The sequence below is a fragment of the Pantoea sp. FN0307 genome (assembly GCF_050113815.1).
GTDB lineage: Bacteria > Pseudomonadota > Gammaproteobacteria > Enterobacterales > Enterobacteriaceae > Mixta > Mixta alhagi.
The window spans coordinates 1-23536 of the sequence record NZ_JBNJSO010000009.1 but is presented as its reverse complement, the minus strand read 5'-3'; the positions used below and the strand labels follow the sequence as shown (position 1 = coordinate 23536).

The following is a 23536-nucleotide window of genomic DNA, read 5'->3' as shown; positions in this document are numbered from 1 at the left end:
GTCACGATCGGCTATTTTTTACGGCATGATAGATTACCGCACGGGATACTCCGCAGGCTTTCTCTATTTCTTCTACTGTCATCTTTGGCTCTGCATGATACATACCTGCTATCAGCTCCCACTGCTTCCAGCGGTAATCCATTGCGGAGTTGCCCTTGCGTTTTTTTATCAGTTTATAAACATACGATTCAGAACAGTTCTGCTCTTTGCATATTTCGCTGACGCGCCAGCCAAGCATAACGCGCTCCATAATTTTCTCTGCGTCGAGTCCTTTTTTTCTTTTATTCTGCACTGCAGACGCATTTTCATTAACAGCCTCAGCGGCTTTTTTTACCCCGACCGGCGCAGGTTTTTTTTCCGGTCTCTCGTATTCACCCGGTTCAGTAAATATCGCCTTTTCCAGCCAGTTTTTTAATTTACGTGCCTGCCAGAGGTTTACGCAGGAACGGGGAAGGGGTGAGAGAAAATTCGCATTTATCATTATCCAGGCATCCGGGTCTGCGCTGTCTGAATAAACACTCATTTGTGCAAGTGTTCGCTCTGCTGCTGCCTGCAGTTGCCTGGCGGGGACGCGTTTTTTAATAAAGACGAGCAGCAGCGTGTTCAGCAAGGCGACTGAGGAAGAGAAGAAGCGCATCCCGCGCAACCGCAACCTGACATGGGAAACGTTCACAAAACTGAACCAGTTCTTCAGCAACGATCGCGCATTCAAGGAATTCATTATGTCGATGGTTGGCACGGTAATTTATGACGCGAACGGTAACCCAACATTCCTGCAGCCGCGAGGCGGCAGCGAGTCAATGTTCAACACGCTGCTGAACGGTGGTACCGAGAAAATCTACCGCTGTAACGACAACACCACCTGTCTGTCGCCAACCATTGCGAATCTGCCCCTGAGCGAAGACGAGGGCATGACCGGCCGGGTGCGTGACATGCTTAACGACATTTTTGATAAGGCCCGCAGCGATACGGCGCTGACCGAAAGCGAGAAGGCGCTCATCAGCAGCACCCGCGTGCGTATCCTGCGTTACACCATCGACTCGGCGTCAGTGGGCATGGATCAGAGCGTGGTCAGCAGCCTGGCAGAGTACATCGCCGCCGACATGGTGATGTCCTACATAAACGGCCTGATTGACGTGGCCGCGAGCGGCGCTGCCGGCACGCTCGATACCGAAGAAGAGAACAAACACTTCCGGGAGAACCTGCGTCAGGTGCGCAACGAGCTGAGCCAGCGCGTCGCGCGTATTCAGGTGCAGCAGAACGGACTGGCTGAGTACGACCGCAGCCTGTCCGAGACGCGCCAGCAGCTTTCTTCATCCGTCTCTGACAGCGTGCTGTCGAACTATCAATTCGGGAGTAACTAATGGCACTTGATATCTGGGTGGTGAGTTCCGGTGGCATGATCACGATGGGCCTTAACGCCGTGGCGACCATGATGGAAAATGAGGGCTGGCACAGCACAATCTGGGTGGCGGAGATGCTGGGCATCGCTTTTTGCGTAATGACCTATCTGCGCACGCACAACATGACCGCCATGTTCGGGTGGGGAATGACATTTGTGATGGTGACTGCGTTGCTGCTGACGCCGAAGGTGACAGTGGTTGTGAATGATCTGACCGCGCCCGAAAACATCGGGCGGGTGGATAACGTGCCGGCGGGACTGGCAATGCCGCTGAGTATTATTACCGGGGTCGGGTACACGTTAACGACCTCGTATGAAGATATCTTTCACTTCCCGGACGAGCGGGCCTACACCAAAACCGGGATGCTGTTTGCCAGCAAGCTGCTACAGGACAGCTTCACCATCGACAGCCGCAACCCGGTGCTGGCCTACAACATGGGCGAGTACACCAAAAACTGCGTGGTACCGGACATCATGTTGAACCACAAGTACAGCATGCAGGACGTGATGGAATCAGAGGACGTGCAGGCACAGATTTTCAGTAACCCCAGCCCGCTGCGCGGCGTCTACTGGCGTGACGCCACCGGTACCACATTTATGTTCTGCCGGGACGCGGCACCGCGCCTGAAAAACTTGCTGACGGCAGAGAGCAATAACACAGGCAGCACATTCATGGCCCACGCGGTCCGCATGCTACCGGGAAACCGGGCGCCACAGACGGTCTATGCCGAGCAGCTGGCGGGCTCTTATGAATACTTTCTCGGCAGCAGCAAGTCGGCACAGAGCATTATGATGCAGAACATCGCCGTCGCGGGCCTGCGTCGCGGGCTGAACAGCTACGTGAAGGGTATGAACGACACCGCATCAATGGTGGACAGCCCGGTGGTGCTCGCGGCTGAACACAGTGAGCGTCACGATGACAGGAGTGCGCCGGCAGCTGCAGAGGCGGGCGGTGAGGAGCTGGACCGTCGCGAGGCCGAGGTGCTGGAGAAAGCCGTTAAAGCGGCACAGCAGCAGGAGGAGAAAGAGCCGGAACCCGTCACGCCCGATGAGGCTCGGAGCGCACCGGATGACAGGGACAGCGAACGCGAGGTTGCGCTTGCAGCGGCACTGGAGGAGCTGCGTGAAGAGGAGGCTTTCGATTACCGCGACCATGACCTGTCGCCGGAGCGGGAAGACCGTGCCACGATGATGAACGACGAAGTAAACGTCATGCGCCATGAGCGCAGCGAACCCGAGCCGGAGTTTGGCCATAAACCCCAAAAAACGCTGGAGTAGACCTTATGACATTACTGCTGATTGCGGGCACCGTGTCCGTTTCCCTGCTATGACACGTTACCACTGTAATGTGGTTCTTTAAGTTGCCTATTTTCGATCTTCTTTTGATGAAATCATCCAGGTTAACCAGTAAATCCCCAGGCCAGCGATAAAGACGAGAGCGGGGGCGATAACGCGCATAATCCCTTCATTCGCAAATATTGCGATAAAAATTCCTATAACTACGGCGCTGATAACAACCGCCCCGGATAACTCAGAAACGACTTTTCTGATTAGTCTAAAGATTGTCGATTGCACCCAGAAATTGCTCCGTTTTCGAAGGGTTTTTGCGAAGAGTCTCACCAAGCTCGATGTAATTAGCTAAAGGTTCTTCAAAGAGGAAGTAAAGCATAGCAAAATCAAGGGCATAAAGCCTTTACCATAATTCGGGACTTTTATGACTTAAACGCCGGGAAGCTGCAGAAGCATGTGAAAGCACCCCCTGTAAAACGATGCCGCCCACAAGGGAGCCTGTCCATAATCTCAGTGACAACTTCGTTATTGTGCTGGCCATCATTCCGCCAACGACTATTGAACCAAGATAACCTGTAATGGCCAGTTGCATTGACTGTCTTGAACCCAGTGAAGTTGCTGCTCCGATTAGTTTATCTTTGATTTTTTTCAGGGCTGGATCCGGGAGATATGATAAAGCCGACTGAACAAACGGCCTGCCGCCCTGCGGTTGGCCGGTCCCTCGCGTTCTGGATTGAAAATCCCGCACGCTCATGACCCTTGGAGAAACCAATGCGAATACCTGCCCTGTCGGGGATATGCCCGAGCTTACTGAGTACAGTCTGCAGCACAGGTATTCATGCCGGGATATGGGCAGTGGATGCAAGTTGACATAACGTCTTACCCGTCCGTAACGCCGGTAAGGGAGGCAATCATTAAGAACCACGGTAGTGATTTATTTAATTGATTTTCAAGAAAAATCATACATCACTATTCACTAATAGTGACAGGCGGTATTGTCAGTTTATTTCGTGTATACTCGCTATGTGGCTTTGTAAAAATTTAAGGATGAAAGGTGGGAACGTTATGAAAGTGAGTGAAGAAGCTTTGTTGAGGTCTGGCTTCAGCTATTCTGATCTCCAGAAAGTTAAAAACAATATGGAAAACTTTGGGGGAACGCTTGAGGAGATTGTCCATGACTTAGCAAAACGATTTACTATAGCTAAGTGGATTACTATTGTTGCTTTCGCCATCCTGCTGTTCACATCGATTTTATCAACAAAAAATAACACCCTCTCTCTGGCTTTTGCGCTAATTGTAGGATTGCCTTTAGTGTGGTATTTAACGCCCGCCAGACTAGCATTTAAAGCCTGGCGGTATAAGAATTATGCTTCTAGGATTGAGAGCGATCGGTAATTGTCATTAGGTCGAAAATAACTTTGGCTTTTACGCCATACCCAACTATTTTCATGGTTAGCTTTGGACGGCTTAGTGTACTTACCTTCCGGTAATAATCTATTGGGATATAGCGAAATAATCGCCATGCTTCGGGCTTTTTTATTAACCCAAAAATGCTGTAGGCATTCGCAATAAGTGAGACTGACTTATACGCTCCTAACCCGCTATTGGGGCTAAATCCCATGAATTCGGCAGTAGACATGGCTGCATCAGCAGCAAACCCTTCAGATGTCGCATCATGTAGCACTTGATGGCTAAACTCTTTGCTCAATCCATTAAAGCCATCTGTGACAAGTACCGCCCCAGCCAGCATACCCAATGGGTTAGCACTGGCAAGGAGAGTCGTTCCCAAAGCTATCTCAGCCCCTGAAAGTACTACATTCACAGCGGAAATTACATACCCAACAATTTTGTTATTTTCACGGACGAATTCTACCCTGGCGTAAATTTTTGCAGCCTTCGTGCGCAGCATTCTGTCCTGTTCCTGAAGGTTTACGGTTTCTGCCCTCAGTTTTTGGACGCAGACCATACACTCTTCATCTGTTTTCGCTTGCCTGGCGGCAGCAAATTGCTGTTCAACGACCTGTTTTATTTCCTGAACGAAATTTATACGGGTCAGACCATCTCTGAGATGATAAGAGGATAAAGTATTGGCCGTGTTGATTAGTTTCCTGGCTTCCAGATTAACCATTGTCTCGGCCCAGGCTTTATTTCTTCCGCCAGAGCTCATCATATTAAGCAATGCCGCATCCATTTTTGTTCTCCCTGTATATTATATTGCCGATGATACCCGTTTATTTTCAGCTGTAAACCGTCGTTCCAGAGCTTTCACATCTTCGCTCGACAGGCGAAACGCCAGATAATGAGCATGTTGCCCGATTACCGCTACTGAAGCACGTTCATATCAATATGCTGGGGCATTATACGTTTTCATTACCGGAAGATATTCTGAATGGAGGGTTAAGAACATTAAATTTCAACACAAATAATGAATTAAGCCCTTAGTGTCGTTTTTACATCATTGACCCTCGGGCCCGAGCAGCGCGTTCGCCAGCGGCTGTGAGGCATCACAATTTAAGCTTATTACTGATTTGGCTTATGCTATGCTGCGGAAAGTCTTATTTAGCAGCAGGGTATGAGCATGAGCCCCCGTGATTCAGTAACATCAGCTCCCGAGAAGAAACGCACCCGTAACAGAGAGCAGCCAACTCCTGATAAGGAACGCGTTCGTGCCTATAAGGCAAGAAAACGCGAAACCCACAAAGCACTAAGCCTCTTTATTCGCAGTGACTTGAAAGAGGCGCTGGTAAGGCTTTGTGAGTTAGAGGGAACAACACAGGCCGAAGTGCTGGAAACTCTGATTGAGGCGCAAGCCCGTAACAAAGGCTTGCTGTAACCAGGTTACTTTATTGCCCTGAGCGTTTCTGAGTGATAGATTAAGGACAGTTAAGAATCGATGGCTGGCCACGCCAGAAGGTGGCAGGGATCTGAGGCGGCATGACCAAATCAGAAAAGAAAAAACCCCGATAATCTTTCGAGTTTGGCGACGCGAGTAAGATTACCGGGGCCCTAGAGAACCGCATAGAACGATTGCCCTATGCGGGGAGTATATATATATGCCCGGAAAAAGACAATTCGTTCTGTGCGTACTCCTGCTGTGCAATTTAAGCGCAGGGCGGGGTGGTTAAGCTCACTTCGTCTCAACAGGCTAGCCGGCCTGACAATCGCCACCGTGGCGATCATTCCACAGCCTGCAAATGCGCTAATCCGGAGTGGTTTGCGCCAGAGGGCTACCGGCGACTACCCGGACAGATGGGGCATGCCATGAGCCGGCTTGTAGTGAAAGACAAGCGCACGGGTAAAATGACGCTGCGCCAGCGCATGTCCCGCCATCCCTATTTTGTCCAGCTGCGCGACGTCGCAGGACGTAAACGTGACTTCCGTCCGGAAAAACAGGCGCTGTATGACGCCATGTGGCCGCTGTGCATTCAGCGCGCAGATCTGGCCACGTCTGTGGTTACCTTCAACGGCAGCAGACTGGCTGACGAGCTGAGCCCGAAAGATGAGCAGGGCAACGTTATTCCGGAAACGCGCGTTGAACCCAGCCGGCTTTCCCGCCTGTTTGAAGAATGGGAGCGCTACGGCCTGATTGAAAGACCGGACCTGGAAATGGACCCGGTGACGGGTTACTGCATGCCGCGCCATATCGTGCTGACTGACCAGTTCTGGCTGCTGTGCGGTATCGACATGGACAAATTTCTGGCGGAGCGCAATGAGCGGCTCGCTGCTGAAGCCGACGGCATCATTGAGCCGGGCACGAACGCTTCCGTTCGCGCCGCACGTCGGCGCTGGTATGAAAACATGCGCATGGCCACGCTGATAAGCCGCCGTGAAAAGGCGTCAAAGCAGAAGCGCCGCAAGCGCCTGAGCAAGTTGCCGCTTGATGACAGGCGTAACGCGATGGCCAAGCTGTTGCGCACGCGTCCGGCCCACGTATGGCGAAATCTTCCGCCTGAAGACTTTGACCGCCTGGTCTGGAAGTGTCTGCGACAGCTGGAGCTGGGCCTCGACTATGAGCCCGCGCTCTCCGAAATACCTGATATCGTTCACTGACACCCCCAGCTATTTTTACCGCCTTAACTGGCGGTAAAGTCGTTTGTGCCGCGCCCGGAATGCCCGTATCTGCATCGGTATTTGCTCTCGCAAAACCGCAAACGAGGTCAAAAATGTGGCCCCGTTTGTTTTAACCACAGTTACCCGCAATCAATATCCTGAGTTTACCGGCATACACAATCACGGCTACGCGCAAGACAGTCCTGACTTACGTCAGAAAGAAATAATCAAAATAATAAGTAGGTGTTCATGCAGGTATTTTACGTGGATAAGTTTAATCCCTTCGCTTGCAGCGGCCGCAAGCGTCCGTGCCGCTCAGATTTTAAAGTAGCTCCAGCCGTTTACCGGCGGGCAAAAACAATTAGTTACAACATTCAAAAATACTTCATTTAACCCCCGGATCGAGCAAAACATGAAACAGCAAACTCCACCCGGACCAGACCTGCGCCGTACCTGAAGCCCGGTTGCCCCCACTGAACAGCCCCCGCCGCGCCGGCCCAAAGGGCCGGTACTGCAGTGGCTGGTAAATGGGTGTTGTAACTAATATATCGGTGTTGCTGTTAGTAGTGTCGCTGAAAGGTTCTTTTGTCTCCGACCATCAGACTTCTGAATCGCTGACAGGCCGCTGCTTTAACGGCGTCTGGCAGGGCGTGGTTGGGTTTGTGCGATATGTACGCTTGGGGGCGGCTGCGCCGCGCTACCGGCGCCGTTCAGCTGCAGGGTGACATTTCGCACCGGATGGCACCTTTATGCCGCTATGCGGCATACAGAGGCTGACTGCGCACTGCTCGCCAGCCTGTCAACTGCATGACGTTAACTCGAGTCGGCCTGTCAACTGCATGACGTTAACTCGAGTCGGCCTGAATGTATTTATTTAATTCGACTCCCTGCCCTTCGCGAAAATTGAACTCATACGTGCAGCCTTTCGCTGCCAGAACACGATACAGCTCGTAAATAAGGTCCCGATTTGGACCTTCACCTGCGGCGGCCTTTTCAAGGGCAAGCGGTGATGATGTAACCAACACTACATGACAAGGTTCATCAAGCTGCAGGACACCATCTATCAATCCCTGCATTAAGCTGCGTTTTGAGGTCGTGTCCTGATAGTGAAATGTCATCGGCGTTTTCTTGTTTTCCCGCTCTATCAGTACTCGTGCAAAGCCTTCGCGTTTTTGCTGGTTACAACTACCTGTCGAATAAATATGAACTGTTCTAACCATGATATAAGTATCCCATTAGCAGCCCATCCTAATACATTTTCATAGGCCTGTTGAGCTGTAGCCGAGGTTAAAAGCCATAGAATGATGTATTGGCCATGTACGTGAAAGCGGTTACTTTCATAAAAACTGTATCTCAATAGGGGGCCGTTTGGAAAACGGAAATTACCCAGCATTAAGCGCGTTACTTGTTCTTTTTCAATCGACTGATCGAGCCTGCAAAACGTTACGCAGCCATGCAACACGTCCTCGGCATCAATACCTCACAAGAATGCCCTAAGGACGAACTGCCCCATGGCATTTAGGTTATGACAATTATCCCTATGACATATAGATAATGACACTAGGGGATTTCATGGGGGAGTTACCCTATGACATTTGGGTATACATCAATGTCATAAAATCTTTATTTACTGTTCATTTTTAATCATAAAATAAAGGAAATAAATTCCGCTAGCTACAATTGTGATTCGGGGAAACCCTCTCTTACCGAAGTTTTACCACTAAGTGGATTGAAGTCATGCGGGCACTGCGTAAAGAGCAGGCGGAAAACTCCCACTTCGGCCATCCCTTGGTCGAGATGCGCCTGGTAAGCAGAGTTTTTAAAATGTAGGCTATTTATCCGGACAAGATGGCTTGACTGTTCTCGTATTTGCAACAGTGCCCTATGAACTGGGATGGGATGTCCATCAACAAACAGCAAGACACTTCTGGAAAAAACATAAATCAGGGAATCCCACTTAAATTTTATAACATCGCCGACAAGTATACGTTGGAAGCGGCTAACACGCCTGTCGAGGCGGAACGCGCTCCGCTGGCGAACTATGTTCAGCTACTGGTCACCCGCCTGATGAATAATCAAGAGATTAGTAACGATGTTCAGCTGGAGATGGCCGCCGGAGCTGCTATCGACTCGCAACTGATTGATGAAATAGCAATGTTTCTCAAACAGCAGGGCAATGAGTAGCCAGCTGCTCACATTTGTAATGTGGGATGAGAAGTCTAAACCATGTTCAGGCTTTTTTTTCCTGCTCTTAAAACCCGTAGGAACGAAGGTCACAAGCCATCACACAGGTAAAAAATACTAAATATTACTGCGCGTCAACTCATAACGAAAAGCACACGAAATCTTGATGATGATATGACAATTAGATTAACCATATACATTACGCAGTTTTTCTAAAGGTTTTTTTTGCTGCTCTTGAGTAGTTAAATGGAGGTTTATACCATGAATATTTTTTTATTTAGTTTAATACACCGCGCAACCACTTTGGAAAAGTTAGTTGTCTGTAAATTAATCTAATCTATTGAAAGAATTAATTACGTGTGTTAGTTTAATTTAACTAATGATTCTTGTTTTATAATACATTCCTTCACCATAAGGAAGGGGTTATTTCGTCTTTTAAAGGATTGCAGTTGAATAATTAAGACTGAATCTTTGTGATGTCATAATAAGGAGTAAAATATGCAGTTGAATGAATATAAAGAGTCTTCGGAAATAAAGGAAATTCAGGAGCTTTATGGAGTACGCTATTACCAAGCTGGTGACAGATATAAATACGAAGCCCCTGCTTGCCAGGCCTACTATTTTGAAAGTTATGTAGGTGAATATGAAATTAATGTAGAGCGCGGGGATTGCGTCTATTTTATCAGTGACTGCAAGAAAAGCGCCTCCGTGAAACGTGGCCCCTGTCAGGTCAACTCTAAACATTGTGCAACAATTATTCGTGGGTATATGCCAAGTGAAGTGACTGCCTCACTGGAAGGTACAACGCTGCTTCCTTATGTTAATGGCTGCTCAACCAAGCAAATTTTCTTTCCTCCACGAGTCGGTGACCCGACATTGCAACTGCTTAAAATTCCCGCCAATAGTGCAGAACAAGCCCATCATATCCATTCTACAGTGCGCGTGGTTTATGTCCTGAGTGGTAAAGGAAAAAGCATTGTCGGGATGGAAGGTAAAAGCGTAGAGCAAGATTTGCTTCCCGGAATGGTGTGCATCCTGGAACCCATGTGTCCACATCATTTTGAAACGCCATATGGCGAACCTTTAGTGGTCATTCCCCTGCATGTCTATTCCTCTACTGGTGCTCAGGAAACATCGCACCCGATGTTTAACGGAACCTATATGATGAATCAGGGCGCATAATAATTTCTTAAGGGAATAAGCATGGATTTAATCACTTCTGAAAAAAACATTGAGAATATTGAACTCTCGGTTATTAAGCAAATACCATCTGGTGAGAGACTATTGGTTTCACTACCAAACGGAATAATGCTGGCCAGAGTATTGCTCCATGCTTATACCTCGGGAATTGTATCTGTCCCTGTGAGTCCTAGCGCAACTGTAAAGCAGATTGGCTTTTATAGTGATCATAGCGAAGCCAGTTTCTTATATAATAAGCAGGGATTGAAAAGATTAAACAATGCCTATAGCAATCCGCTAGATAGTAACGCGGCATTTATTATGTACACCTCAGGTTCAACGGGAGATCCGAAAGGCATTGTTCTGCAAAAACCAGCAATCGAACAAAATGCCCGGGTACTTTCTGTAATCCATAACTTTAAAGATGGACATGCCACCTGCCTGCCGCTTTTCCACTGCAATGCGCTAATGATGTCTCTGATTGGTAGCCATATTGCCGGCACAAGGTTGTTAATACAGCATCGTTTTGATGCCTATGACTATTTCGCAAACATCAGGAAGCACCAAATCCGTACCGCAACCATTGTTCCCGCACTGCTGGAAGAACTGGTTGAGTGCAGCCCTGAATGGCCGGATAGCTTAGAGTATCTGATCACCGCAGCCGCACCTTTGAGTCAGAGCCTGGCCAAACGCTTTTACCAGAAGTATGGACCACGCATCAGACAAGGCTATGGGTTATCTGAAGCGGTTAATTTTAGCTTTTTAATGCCTAAACTCAGTGATAAAGATTTTGTCAGGCAATATATCGATAACTACCCCCCAGTCGGTCAGGTTCTTCCTGGCCAGGAATACCAAATCCTTGATAGCGGAGAGGTAGTGATTGGTGGTGAAACCATCATGAATGGTTACCTGAAAAATGAGGAAAAAACCCGCGAAACGCTGACCGCTGATGGCTGGCTGAAAACCGGTGATATTGGTGAGATGCGGGATGGATTACTAGTACTGAAAGGGCGGGTTAAAGAAATTATTAACCGTGGCGGGGAAACCCTCTACCCGGTGGATATTGAGAAGCACTGGGAAAACGTCGGCCTGAAAAAACCCTTTGCCGCCGTGCAAATTGCGAATGAAAAGTTGGGGGAAGATATTGGTTTGTGCATTGAACATGGAGGTTTAAGCGATCTCTCTCAGCTACGTAAGCTTAAACCTTATATGCCTTCAGCTGTCGCCTGTGCTCCGTTAAAAGTCACTTCAACAGGTAAACCGAGAAGACGGGAGATGGGGGCGAAGCTGTTTAGTATTACCGAGAGTGACATCAAGTATGCTTCCCTGCTGTCACTCGCTGCCAAATATGCGGATGACATCATCAACCAAATTGGTAGCCAGCATGTCACAGCAGAGAGTCCGGCTGGCTATATACTGCGGGAAGCTCAGCTCCTGGTTGCTCACAGCGCCGCCATTGACGGCAGAAATACTAACAACACTCTGGTAGAGGCGACACCGGCAATGCGGCTGCAGGGAATGTTGGTGGATAATATTACTTCGCTGGTGCAGGGTGAGGTAGCAGGAGAAGATATTGTCCGTAAGGAAAAGGGCTTATGGACCCGCCTGATGTGCGAGTGGCCGATGGATGCTTATGCCCGAATGACCGCTGATTTCTTGATCGCTAATCGGTTGCTGGAAGGAAAGGTTTTGGAAGCAGGCGCTGGGGTGGGAAACACCACTAGGTTGATCGCGGATGAGATAAATTCCGAGTATATAAGGACCGATTATAACACCCAGATTCTGCGCAAGATTTCCGTCCGCGGTCATTGTGAATTCTATGATTTTAATCAGCCAGGCAGTTGGCGCGATCTTGATACGATTTTTTCCGTCAATGCTATTCATTGCGCATCGGATAAACAGGCCACGCTCTGTAATTTTTATCAAATGCTGAAGCCTGGCGGCACATTAGTACTGGGGGAAGGTAATAATACAACAAACAGCGCCGGAACGCCCTGGGCATTGAATGTATTATTTGGCCTTTTTGATGGTTGGTGGAATGTATCCGGTTTTTTACAGCGTGAAGAGTGGTTGCAAATGTTAATTACCGCCGGGTTCCGGGAGTGGGGTTATTCGCAACTCCGTTCTGGTGAACATGATTTAGGTGGTGTGTTATGGGCCGTGAAATAATGCAAGAAAAACGAATCTGTTTTATTTTCCCCGGTCAGGGGAATCAATGGCCGGGTATGTGTGACGATTTATTAGAAAATAATGACACATTCAGAAAACAGATGGCCGAGTGCGATGAAATATACCAGCATATTGGAGGGTTATCGGTGCTTGAATTACTCGCAAGCGCCAGAGAATCCACCGAGGTATTTGACGATATAACCCGAGTTCAGCCGGTTTTGTTTTGCATACAATACTCGCTTGCCCGTATGTGGCAGAGCCTGGGAGTACAGGCTGATGCCGTGATTGGGCACAGCTTGGGAGAAATTACAGCCGCCTGCTTTGGCGGTTATCTTAGTCTGAGCGATGCATTAAGAATTGTGTATGCCCGGGTAGAGAAGATAAAGACGATTGCCTCACAAAGTGATGGCGGCATGATGGCGATCAACTTGCCGCTGGAACAGGTCGCAGATTTGATAGCTCCTTATGAAAAATTATATATTTCAGTATATAACAGCCAGCAGTCTCACGTCGTTTCGGGTAAAAAACAGAGCCTCGATGCACTGGCGCAGGAGCTCGAAAGCAAAAATGTTTTTCATAAGATCCTCGCGGTCAATCATGCTTCACACTCTCCATATGTTGCCGAAATCAAAGATGCGCTGATCGACGATCTCAGAAGCATTGTACCAGGCAAAGGCAACAGAACCTTCTATTCGACCCTCTATGGTTATGCCATCGATTGCAATCACCTTACGCCAGAATATTGGGCTGAGAGCGAAATGTTTCCGGTTCGCTTTTCGGCTGCGTTAGCTGAGACGATTGCAGATGATTATACCGACTATATTGAGGTTAGCCCGCATCCGACGCTGTTAAAGTATGTCGAAGCCGTCAGCGGAAGATCAGACTTACGTTTGATCCCAACCCTGATCCGTAATCAACGTTTCAGCGCCGATCTCCATGCGATCTTTAGCGTAGAAGAAAATCCGGGGGGCAAAAAAATTCGTTGGCTTAGTGACAAGCCCGACAGCAAAACGTCGCAAGTCCAGCAAGTGTTAACCGATATTATTGTCGGGAGTGCATTGCGATTGCCAGAGGTCGTACTTACCCAAAATACACTTCAGGAAAATGGCATCGATTCACTGACGATTTTGTCGGTGAAAAAGAAAATTGAAAGCCACTTTAAAATCAGAGTTGCCATGAAAGATATTTTCACCGGTAGCTTGGAGGATATCCTCTCGTTACTTATTGAAACTATCCTCGCAGAACCGAGCTCGGAGTGTGATAACAGACTGCCAGCGACTGAATATAAAAAACTGACTGACATTCAGCAGGCCTATATTCTTGGCGAGAGTGACATTTTCCCGGATGGTAATACGGTAGCTCATATTTTTGCCGAACAGAATTTTTCTGAACTTAATGTTGATAATTACTATCAAGCCTGGTCTAAGGTGATCGGTAAGCATGCTGCGTTACGTACCTGCTACCGGGATTCAGTGCCTTGTGTATGTCAGGATTTTGCTATCAATAAGGTGGTGAAATTTACTAACCTTGAAGGGGCGAAAAACATTCGTCAGCGGTTACGCAATGACCGGGAAAAGTTTAAATCCCTGCGCCTGTCGCGGGAAGAGCCAGTGCGGCTCCGGGTTCTGATCACTAAAGTTACGGCTCGTCGCTACAAAGTGTCTGTATATATCGATCTGATCGCCGTTGATGCTATCAGTCTAAATATCATCTTTCGTGACCTGTCATTTTACTATGCCAATCCGCACGAATTGAGCAGAGCAGATAACGCTTGGCAGGATTATCTGGACTACTTTAATCAGAAAAAAACAGAACCAAGCTGGCATTTTAGCAAATCATGGTGGCAAGGACGGGAATTACCACCGCCGCCTTCACTTCCTCTGATCCAAGGAGGATCGTGGCAAAACACGGCCTTTGTGAGAAAAAAGCTGACGATAGCAGCGAAAGACTACGAAAAATTTAAGCAATCAGCGAGGGCGATAGGTGTCAGTCCTGCGGTGGCGCTAGCTGCTGTTTATAGCTACACCCTGTCGCTGTGGTCCAAAATAGACCGATTTTCCCTCTGTTTTATGCTCTCTGAACGTCCGCTGGAAGATAAGCGTTTTAGCGAAACGGTGGGGAATTTTAGTACCACTGTGCTAATTGACATCGACTGCACTAAGGCTATGCAGTTCGATAATTTCAGTCGGCGACTTCAGGACGATCTCTGGGAGAAAATGGAATATGCCGCGCTTAGCGGCGTAGAGGCGTTGCAGCTTGCCATGATCCCTGGCACTGGCAATCAACCCGCTATCCCCTTTGTATTTGCCAGCGGGTTGGATACTCAGGTTAACGAGCTGGAACCCTCCGGTCGGCCTTTTCATTGGTATGGCAAGACTACCCGCTACTCTTATTTAGAAACTCCGCAAGTCTGGCTGGATAATCAGGTATTCGAAGATCATGAAAATAATCTCATTGTGCATTGGGACTATCGCCGCGATAAGTTCTATCCGGGTTTAATGGATGAGATGTTTAACGCCTACAGCAATTCACTGATTGCACTAATGGCCGGTGCAACAAACTGGCACAGCATTCTGACGCCTCCTCCTTCAAACGCGTTTCTCACGGCGCTGTCGACGATGCGTGACACAGCCTGTGAAACAGCTGATGAATTGTTGACACAAGGCTTGGTAAATCATGCACAGGCAACTCCTGACAACATTGCCCTGCGCTGCGGAGCTGATAAAACTACCTATCAACAAATGCTGAGCTATGCATTGCGGATAAAAGAGACTCTGACTGCAATTGGTTGCAGTTCAGCAAAACCTGTCGCTGTGTATATGGAAAAAAGCTGGCAGCAGATTGTGGCTGTTCTGGCTGTTCAACTGAATCATCAGCCTTATTTACCGCTGGCAGCGGGTCAGCCGGTTACGCGTATTCGGACGATTATCGACACGGCACAGTGTGAAGTGATATTAGTTAGTCGTGATACCTATTCCACCATGTGGGACAATTTCCCCGGATTGAAAATGGTAGTGATTGATGAATTAACGCAGTCTTTGCGCGCCAGCGAACCCCCTGTATTGCTACCCGCGCCGGAAGACAGTGAGTTGTCAGCCTATATTATCTTTACCTCAGGATCGACAGGAATCCCTAAAGGCGTTGAGGTTTCCCACCGGGCAGCAGTTAATACCTGTCTTGATATTAACCGGAAATTTAATCTCACCAGCAGGGACGTGGTTTATGGTGTCTCTGCGTTGAGCTTTGACCTGTCGGTCTATGATATTTTTGGCACTTTTTTCGCAGGCGCTACGCTATGCCTCTCTGACGGGAGCTCAGGCAATGATCCTGCGGTATGGTATCAGGATGTGCTGAATAATCAGGTGACCATCTGGAACTCTTCTCCGGCATTATTCCAAATGCTGCTGGAGTATATCCGGCGGGAAAACTTAACCATTCCAACTGATCTGCGGCTAGTGATGCTAAGCGGTGACTGGATTCCGCTGAGTCTGGTTCAGCACGTTTTAGATAGCCAACATCCCCTGCAACTGGTCAGTTTAGGCGGCGCCACAGAAGCGGCTATCTGGTCGGTATATTACCCTATTAATACGCGGCAGAAGTACTGGCAAAGCGTTCCTTACGGCAAAGCGCTGGCCAATCAGCAATTATATGTCTTGGATGATAAACTCCATGACTGTCTGCCCTTCATACAGGGCGATATCTTTATTGGAGGGGAAGGACTGGCTAAAGGGTACTTTAATAATGACGAAAAAACCCAGCTTGCTTTTATTCGCCACCCTTTCAGCGGAGAAAGGCTGTATAAAACGGGCGATAAAGGACGCTACTGTCGGGATGGGCTGATTGAATTTCTTGGCCGAGAAGATAATCAGGTAAAAATACGGGGTTATCGCATTGAACTGGGTGATATTGAGTCGGCGCTGGAGTCCTGCCGGGGTATCATCCAGGCGGTTGTTAGTATCATCGGCAGAGATTTCGCCGATAAAACTATCGCCGCATGGGTCAAAGTTGAACCCACGGCTGACCTGGCTGATGTTCGCCAGCAATTAGCTGAGAAGTTACCTGAATATATGCAGCCATCTGCTTGGTATCTGATGGAGCAAGTGGCTTTAACGGTCAATGGTAAAGTTGACAGAAAGTCACTCACCACGGCTCATCCGTGGCGAAGCAGCGAGCCTGTCGTGACAGATGTCTCTGGTCCCACTGTCCGGATGCTGGTAGAGATTTGGCAGGAGGTATTGAAAATTGAGGATCCTGCTACGGATTTACATTTTTTCGAGGTTGGCGGCAATTCTTTTAATGCCTTGAGAGTGCTCAGTGAAATCAGGCAACGTATTGGTATAAAAATAGAGCTGGGAACCTTTTATCAGCTGGCCAGCATTAGCCAGTTGAGCCGTTTTATCGATGTAAACCAGCTGCCGCAGAATAATGTAATGGTTGTCAAAGAAGGTCGCCCCGATTCAGCATGTATCTTTATATACCCTATCGGCGGGTCAGGGCTTTGTTATAGTGAGCTGATCAGCCGACTGCATACCGACGACACCATCATTTTAACTGAGGCCGATTATGACCGGGACTACAGTACCAGTGGTCACAGTCTGGCGGATATTGCAGAAGATTTAGCGGCAACACTGCTAAATGAGCATAGCTTTCAACATATCAATGTGGTCGGTTGGTCGATGGGCGGCGTGATTGGCCAACACATGGCACGCTATTTACACAGTCAGGGGTTGAGTGTTTCCCTCACTATGCTTGACTCGCCGCTGCCGGGCTATCTGCAATCACTGACCGAAAATGAGTTTAAGGCGTGGTTTATCCGCGATCTCAGGCTTGATAGCATCAGTGAAGCGCAGCTGGAATGGACGCCGCTGTTACTTAACCGTTTTCAGATTTTTAAATTTAACCAAAGAATACTCTCACTGCACTATGCACAACCTGCCAGCTTTCCGGTTTTCTATGTTACAGCGACAAAGAAAGACCAGCCGCATTATTTTCCGATTAGCGAATATTTTCGCAAATTCTGGGGCTGGGATGCATTTTTATCAAACATTTGTAAAGAACTCAGTATTGATTGCGACCATTACAGCCTGATGAGCGATATGTATATCGGCTTGCTGGCAGAGGAAATAGACGCCTTTCTTGCAATACAATCGTTACAGGAGAAAAGAAATGTCAAAGGATAAAGCTGTCATTCTGGCAGGTGGCGTTTTTTCATTTAAATACCCTCAATGGATATCGTCGCTAAAAAATCGCGGTTTCAAAATACTCAGTCTGGATGATGATAATCAAAACACCACTCGGCTGATGAATAGTTATGGTTGCATAACCAACTCTTTTTACTCGGATATTGCAGAGTTTTATGCAGCCAGTCCGAATGATCTCTCTTCGATTTTGCATATAGTGCAGCAGTGGAGTGAGAAATACGCCATCAGCGCAGCTATCTCAATAATTGAGGATTTTGTTACCCCGGTTGCTTACATTTGTGAACGCCATTCTTTACCCGGTTCTGGTATAAAAGCGGCACTGATTTGCCGCGATAAGCTATTACAACGACATTTTCTCCCTGAAGTTAGCCCGTCATTCACATCCAGTAGTAAGCCGAAGCTGCAAAAACAGGTGCCTATTTCGTATCCTTTTGTCATAAAACCCACAGGGCGCAGTGGCAGTTCAGGTGTTCATCTTATACGCAGTAATAATGATTTGAGTGCGGTTCTCGACCAATATCATGACGACGAGTGCTTACTACTAGAATCGCTTATTGATGGGCCGGAATACTCGGTTGAATCTGCCATCGTTGATGGGAAAGTGATAGTGACAAACATTACCGAAAAAACAACTAACTGTCAGAATAGCGATAATTTTGTTGAAATGAGTCATACCGTCCCCGCGAGGACACTGTCTGAGCAAATGCAATTTTCACTGCGGGAAACTAATCAGTGGATTATTGAGCGCCTTTCTTTTTTGTCAGGAATTACCCATGCTGAATTTAAAATTGATCAGCATAATCGTATATGGCTGATGGAGATTGCCGCTAGAGGGCCAGGGGATATGATTTTATATCTTTTTCAGCTGGCGACAGGGAATTCGTTTGAAGACATGGCTGTTTCTATCGCGTTGAATGAAAGTTTTGCGTCAGACATTACTTATCATCGCTATGCCAGGCAGGTGTTTATCAGCCCTGAATCCGGTATCCTTAGCGATGTCAAACTTAAAAATTCTGAACAGCAGGTGCTATTCCTGCGGGATAATCAGTGGCGTTCTGCACTGGCAGTTCCCTTTTTTTGCAGTGAGAAGAATTCGTTGATTGAAGTGGTAATCGACAAACCTCGCGGAATGGAAATGAACCCGGAGGTGAGAGACTCAAAAAGTCGGCTGGGTTATTTTATTACGGTTTCAGAAGATGAGAATGATCTGGATGTTTTTTCAAATCAAATTGAAGAGTCCATTGAAATAATATCAATGAAGGCTGTGGTATGAGCAATCGGTTTAATTTGCCCAGAGGGATGTGCGACCGGGGTAAAGATGAATGGAGTTTTTTCCTGAAGCTTCAGCAGGAGTGGCATGCTATCAGTAACCGCTATGGTTTTCTGCCTGTTGCACCTTCACCAGTAGGCTTTGAGGAGACATTCACATGGGAGAATAATGCTTCCAGCCAGAGAATTTACCAGTTTAACGATCTAAAACACCGTTCTCTGGCACTGAATGCGGACTCCACACCGTCGATGCTGCGTATGTATACTACAGATAAAAAAGCGCACAGCAGATATAGCTTCTTTTGTGATATTTTCCGCTATTCCCGTCAGCCATTAAGACACTTTCACTTTCTCGGGGTGACCGAGGTTCATCAAAAATCAGCCCGCTTCCATCAGGCTGATGTCCATGCCTGCAAAAGGATGCTTTCTATTTCTCGTGAGCTGCTTGTCGGTAAGGCCAAAGCCTGTACAGGTGTTAATAATATCCGCTTCTGGAAGGCGTTCATCAATGCAGCGCCGGATAAAAAAAGTGAAAGCGCGGAGATCTTCAAAAATCTTGCCCGGTTGTCAGGCAAAGAAGCGTTAGATTATCTTGCTGGGCAGCTGACTGATGAACAATCGTTGTGGTTGTTGACTCTGCTATCCGGCAATCTTCTATCCTCTGTTGATTATCAACCTGTGCGCTGTAAAATCAGTGAATTATTTCCTGATCAGGTTCATCTTCTGGATGAAGTCTTTATCTTAACGGATTATTTTCAGACAGCAGCGGAGTTTTCTGTTTACGCCGATTTGTTCAACTTTCATGCGTTCGAATTTCACGATGGATTGATGTATGAAATTTTGGATGCCAGCAGAACAGTTCGCTTCGGCGATGGAGGAGTTTATCACCAATATGCCAGCGATTTTATGCAGGAAAAAACATCGCTTTATTCATCCGTTATCGTTCCCCACCGGCTGAAAAAAGTGACTGCTGATGAGCAGGACATATCCGCTGCGGATGTAATGCTGTGCCTGGACGGTGAGCTGATAAGTCACGGGGAAGTGGATGCATTTCTGAAAATGCTACGTGATAATAACATCAGAGTCTACGATGTGCCTTTCTCCAAAGCTAGGTTCCATTACCAAGAAAGAGAGAGACTTTCCATTCCTTGGCTGATATTTATCGGTCGTCATGACTTGGAGCGAGGGACTGCGAAAGTATTCAGTCGCCGTGAAGATAATCTACAGACGGTTGATTTGGCTAACTTACTGGACTTTTTCAGAATTAATACTTTGTCTCAATAGCATGGTGGCTTTATGCAGAATGACATCGGTTTTGAAAACAAAAATATCTGGTCTAATCGCTCGTTTATTAACCTTTATGGTACGGCATTTTTTGTCAACATGGGCGTGAAGATTTATGCACTTGCATTACCGCTGCTGGTGTATGAATTGACGCGCTCTACGGAAGTTATGGGTTGGGTGAGGGCTGTAGAATTTATCCCGCATATCTTTCTGGCGGCAATCATAGGGGTGGTCGTCGATCGTTTTAATAAGAAAAGCTGGTCGTTGGTTATGTTACTGGGCCAAGTGTTGATTCTGGCTATAACCTGGATCTCTGTGAGCTATCTGCGCAATCCTCTGTGGCTGTTAATTCCTTGCGCTTTTCTAATGATGGCGTTAGATAACGCTTACAATAACGCTCGCATGAGCATGATTAAACAGGTTATTCCGTCACATCAGCTCAGTATAGCGACTGCCAGAATGGGGGGGTTATACAGCTTTTTCGATGCAGTAGGGCCAGTTATGGCCGGGGGAATATTCATGGTCTCCTCGATACAGAACTCTTTTCTGGTTGTTATTGCCCTAATTATGTTTTCCGGTTTAGTTTTACTGCGGCTAGATTATCACGAGGTGATTGATGCTAACCATCCACCGATTCTGACGTCACTGGCGTCAGGCTGGAAGATTTTGCGTGAAAATCGGCCAATGTGGCTGATTTCGCTCGTGATTATGTTTCTTAACGCCACTGGCTCGGTTTTTACCTTACAGATTATATTCTTCGCCAAAGATACGCTGGCGCTTTCAGATGCTTACGTTGGTTATTTATTTGCACTTACCGGCTTGGGTGGAGTAGTTGGATCCGTGCTCTCAGATAAGCTCAGGCTCAAAATTGGCTTAGGACGGTTATTTACTTACACCATTGCTCTCGAGGCGATGGGTTTTATTGGGGTAGCTATATTCCCCACAACGCTTTCCCTGGCTTTGTCGCTATTCTGGACCAGCATGATTGGTATTATGACTAGTATCTGCGTGTGGACTTACCGCCAAGAAGCGTTCGAAAAAAATGTGATGGGGAGGATCACAGGCATTACCGGCATGATTTCTAAGATTGGGATGCCAGTTAGTCTTGTTTTATCGGGATATATTGTCAACCTGACGGGTACCGCGACAATTTTTCTAATCTGCGCGCTAGTGCAGGTTGGGGTGGCGCTGGCCATTTGGTGTTCTCCCGTTCGTCAACTCTCATAAAGACAGGATGTGAAGATGAAAGTGAATGTTATTGTAGTGCAGGCAGCTCCGGGTTTTCACGCAAACTGGCTAAGGCTTTCGGCGTCGCTCGGTGAAAAATATGCTTTTCATCTGCTGGTACCAAATGAGAATATCGCGGCAATACCCAAAGATTATCTGCCAGTCTTTTCTTCAGTGAGTGGGGTTGCTGATTTTACGCCTTCGGGTTGTCAGCAGGCAGTTGAGTGCATAGCCAGCAAGCAGAAGATTACTTGCTCTGATGTGATTTTTATCGCTAAGGATGAAGACAGCCTTGATGTTGCAGCACGGCTGCGTGAGATAAACGGTACCAAGGGTACAAAACCCGCTGATATCTTACCCTTTATAAACAAGCTTGTCATGAAAGACAGGGTTTCTTTGGCTGGCATTTCAGTCCCCGGCCATCTGGCGTTTGATCCTAGCGCCTATAAACGTTGCGCAGAAAATTGGCTAAATTTTGTTGAAGACAAACTCGCCTACCCGCTGTTTACCAAACAGATTGATTCTGCGGGGAGCGAAGATGCACGAAAAATTCATTCCCGCAGTGAACTAATGCAGTGGTGCAGCGAGCATGCTGAATGTGACAACTATGAAATTGATGAGTTTATCGAGGGGGAGCTTTTCCATGTGGACACCCTTGTAAGCCAAGGAGAAGTGCTATTAACGTTCGTCTCACGCTATAACCGACCCAATGCGGAAGCCCTGTTGGGATTATCAATGGGCAGCACGCTAATGTCTGAGGATATGGCTGATTATGCCGCACTCGAAGAGTTTAATCGCAATGTTCTGAATTCTCTGACGCCGTTACCGGATGGCGCATTTCATCATGAAATATTTAAACGCCCCAATGGTCAGCTGATCTTTCTTGAAATAGCGGCCCGGTCTGCCGGTGCATTTATCCCAAAAATGTTGGAAAAGGCCTGCGGGATTAATATTGAAGAAATGCACTTTATGGCACAGCTGGGTGAGATTCCTCCTCGGTTGAGCAGTCAGTTTAAGCAGTATGCAGCATGGCTGTTTTTCCCTCCTCGTCCCGGTGTAATTGAGCATTGCTCCGTGCCTGATTTGACCGTTGAGCATGAGTTGTTTTGGCGTCACACTACCGGAACGGAACTGAGTGCCCCGGCCAGCTCGTCCGACAGGGTATTAGGAGTAGTTCTATGGTGTGAAGATGTTCAGAAGTTAGCCAACAATTATGCCTACTTACAAAGCGGCTATCAGCCTTTTACTTTGCTCGATGAAGCCGTAGGGGCGGGATAATAAATCCCGGCCGTCCGAAGTGAACCCCGAAATTTGGATATTCAAGGAGTAGGGGTATACTTTTCATTGGGTAGAAAAAATGCACTGTTGCAAATATGAGGACAGTCAAGTCATCATGTCCGGATAAATAGCCTACCTTTCAAATACTCTGCTTACCAGGCGCATCTCGACCAAGGGATGGCCGAAGTAAAAGTTTTTCGCCTGCCCTTTATGCTGTGCCCGCATGACTTCAATTCTCTTAATGGTGGCATACGCCGTCTTTATTGATTAAAACCCCAGAGTGGCATTGATTATCCGTTTCAGCTTGACTTGGTCACAAGCGATGACGTTATTCCGGTATTTAATCTGCCGGTGCACAGCCGCTGGCGGGCATTTATCTTCCTGTTTCAGCAGTGTCAGTGCACAACCGTACCTTCCGGGCCACTTTTTTATGGCTTTCTCCTCTGAACAAATCGCTGTCCGCGGGATGTTCCTTCTGCAGCGTAGGGGACATGCACTCTCCTTTGTGCCCATACTGCGGGCAAACGGTATGATTGGCGGCGTGCCAAATGGTAAGCGTTGCTTAGCTTTCAAATCATAATGCTGAAGGCAAGAATATTCCTAATAATTTCGATTTGTTCTGCTATGTGAATCGCCACGGATAATCTAGACACTTCTGAACCGTTGATAATACTGATTTTCATATTCCGTCGGTGGCATCTGATCACTCGACCCATGTCGACGCTTACTGTTATAAAACATTTCGATGTAATCAAAAATATCGCTGCGGGCTTCTTCCCGCGTTCCGTAGATCTTTTTCTTTATCCGCTCGCGTTTCAGTAACTGGAAAAAGCTTTCTGCAACCGCATTATCGTGACAGTTACCACGACGGCTCATACTCCCCTCCAGTCCGTGTGATTTCAGGAACGACTGCTACTCATGGCTTGTGTACTGACTCCCTTGATCAGAATGAACCAGCACCTGTTTTTGGGGATTACGCCGCCATACAGCCATCAGCAGTGCG

Annotated in this window: 16 protein-coding genes and 4 pseudogenes; 15 read left to right on the top strand and 5 right to left on the bottom strand. The window is 47.5% G+C overall.

From position 1 onward, the window contains the following. Position 1: 1 nt before the first annotated feature. Entirely contained in the window at positions 2-739 is a 738-nt protein-coding gene (locus tag ACQE3Z_RS19090; RefSeq protein WP_426975067.1) for a hypothetical protein, read from the bottom strand. Between ACQE3Z_RS19090 and ACQE3Z_RS19085 the strand changes: the two genes are divergently transcribed. From ACQE3Z_RS19085 to ACQE3Z_RS19075, 3 genes are all read left to right on the top strand, one after another. Next, positions 636-1364, top strand: a complete 729-nt coding sequence (locus ACQE3Z_RS19085) for a conjugal transfer protein TraH (protein WP_426975066.1) — start codon at positions 636-638, stop codon at positions 1362-1364. The genes ACQE3Z_RS19090 and ACQE3Z_RS19085 overlap by 104 nt on opposite strands. Next, a complete protein-coding gene (locus ACQE3Z_RS19080) occupies positions 1364-2680 on the top strand; it encodes a conjugal transfer protein TraG N-terminal domain-containing protein (protein WP_426974982.1) in 1317 nt (438 codons plus the stop codon). Before ACQE3Z_RS19085 ends, ACQE3Z_RS19080 begins: the two co-directional genes overlap by 1 nt. A 1077-nt stretch (positions 2681-3757) precedes the next feature. Then, positions 3758-4087, top strand: a complete 330-nt coding sequence (locus ACQE3Z_RS19075) for a hypothetical protein (protein ID WP_426974981.1) — start codon at positions 3758-3760, stop codon at positions 4085-4087. On the opposite strand, the gene ACQE3Z_RS19070 is transcribed toward ACQE3Z_RS19075, so the two are convergent. Beyond that, positions 4065-4883 (bottom strand): DUF4225 domain-containing protein, encoded by an 819-nt coding sequence (locus tag ACQE3Z_RS19070; protein ID WP_426974980.1) that lies wholly within the window; start codon positions 4881-4883, stop codon positions 4065-4067. The two genes, ACQE3Z_RS19075 and ACQE3Z_RS19070, sit on opposite strands and share 23 nt — an antisense overlap. Before the next feature lie 71 nt (positions 4884-4954). Here ACQE3Z_RS19070 and ACQE3Z_RS19065 point away from each other — a divergent pair. From ACQE3Z_RS19065 to repA, 3 genes and pseudogenes are all read left to right on the top strand, one after another. Next, a pseudogene (locus ACQE3Z_RS19065) lies at positions 4955-5134 on the top strand (hypothetical protein); the annotation flags it as partial. Positions 5135-5270: 136 nt separating this feature from the next. Further along, entirely contained in the window at positions 5271-5525 is a 255-nt protein-coding gene (locus ACQE3Z_RS19060) for a RepB family protein (protein WP_426974979.1), read from the top strand. A 284-nt stretch (positions 5526-5809) separates the two neighbouring features. Next, positions 5810-6742, top strand: coding sequence for a plasmid replication initiator RepA (repA, locus tag ACQE3Z_RS19055; protein ID WP_426974978.1), 933 nt, complete (start codon positions 5810-5812; stop codon positions 6740-6742). Positions 6743-7587: 845 nt separating this feature from the next. Here the strand turns inward: repA and ACQE3Z_RS19050 are convergent. Further along, entirely contained in the window at positions 7588-7962 is a 375-nt protein-coding gene (locus tag ACQE3Z_RS19050) for a hypothetical protein (RefSeq protein WP_333897750.1), read from the bottom strand. A gap of 469 nt (positions 7963-8431) precedes the next feature. On the opposite strand from ACQE3Z_RS19050, the pseudogene ACQE3Z_RS19045 reads away from it, so the two are divergent. From ACQE3Z_RS19045 to ACQE3Z_RS19005, 9 genes and pseudogenes are all read left to right on the top strand, one after another. After that, a pseudogene (locus tag ACQE3Z_RS19045) lies at positions 8432-8572 on the top strand (IS6 family transposase); the annotation flags it as partial. A 108-nt stretch (positions 8573-8680) separates the two neighbouring features. Next, the gene (locus ACQE3Z_RS19040) at positions 8681-8926 is read left to right on the top strand and encodes a DUF2543 family protein (RefSeq protein WP_426975065.1); all 246 of its coding nucleotides are present in this window, start codon (positions 8681-8683) and stop codon (positions 8924-8926) included. Positions 8927-9424: 498 nt separating this feature from the next. Next, positions 9425-10108: a cupin domain-containing protein gene (locus tag ACQE3Z_RS19035; RefSeq protein WP_426974977.1), complete on the top strand. Its 684-nt coding sequence runs from the start codon at positions 9425-9427 to the stop codon at positions 10106-10108. 21 nt (positions 10109-10129) lie between these two features. Next, a complete protein-coding gene (locus tag ACQE3Z_RS19030; RefSeq protein ID WP_426974976.1) occupies positions 10130-12274 on the top strand; it encodes an AMP-binding protein in 2145 nt (714 codons plus the stop codon). Further along, positions 12259-17454, top strand: coding sequence for an amino acid adenylation domain-containing protein (locus ACQE3Z_RS19025; RefSeq protein ID WP_426974975.1), 5196 nt, complete (start codon positions 12259-12261; stop codon positions 17452-17454). Before ACQE3Z_RS19030 ends, ACQE3Z_RS19025 begins: the two co-directional genes overlap by 16 nt. Further along, the gene (locus tag ACQE3Z_RS19020) at positions 17441-18748 is read left to right on the top strand and encodes an ATP-grasp domain-containing protein (protein ID WP_426974974.1); all 1308 of its coding nucleotides are present in this window, start codon (positions 17441-17443) and stop codon (positions 18746-18748) included. The genes ACQE3Z_RS19025 and ACQE3Z_RS19020 overlap by 14 nt, the downstream gene beginning before the upstream one ends. Continuing rightward, on the top strand, positions 18745-20028 hold the full coding sequence (locus tag ACQE3Z_RS19015; protein WP_426974973.1) for an ATP phosphoribosyltransferase regulatory subunit: 1284 nt from the start codon (positions 18745-18747) through the stop codon (positions 20026-20028). Before ACQE3Z_RS19020 ends, ACQE3Z_RS19015 begins: the two co-directional genes overlap by 4 nt. Before the next feature lie 12 nt (positions 20029-20040). Next, positions 20041-21255: an MFS transporter gene (locus tag ACQE3Z_RS19010; protein WP_426974972.1), complete on the top strand. Its 1215-nt coding sequence runs from the start codon at positions 20041-20043 to the stop codon at positions 21253-21255. A 15-nt stretch (positions 21256-21270) separates the two neighbouring features. Further along, positions 21271-22533, top strand: coding sequence for an ATP-grasp domain-containing protein (locus ACQE3Z_RS19005; RefSeq protein WP_426974971.1), 1263 nt, complete (start codon positions 21271-21273; stop codon positions 22531-22533). A gap of 132 nt (positions 22534-22665) precedes the next feature. Here ACQE3Z_RS19005 and ACQE3Z_RS19000 read toward each other — a convergent pair. After that, positions 22666-22944 (bottom strand): annotated as a pseudogene (locus tag ACQE3Z_RS19000) (DDE-type integrase/transposase/recombinase); the annotation flags it as partial. Between the two features lie 234 nt (positions 22945-23178). Then, positions 23179-23536, bottom strand: a pseudogene (locus tag ACQE3Z_RS18995) (IS3 family transposase); the annotation flags it as partial.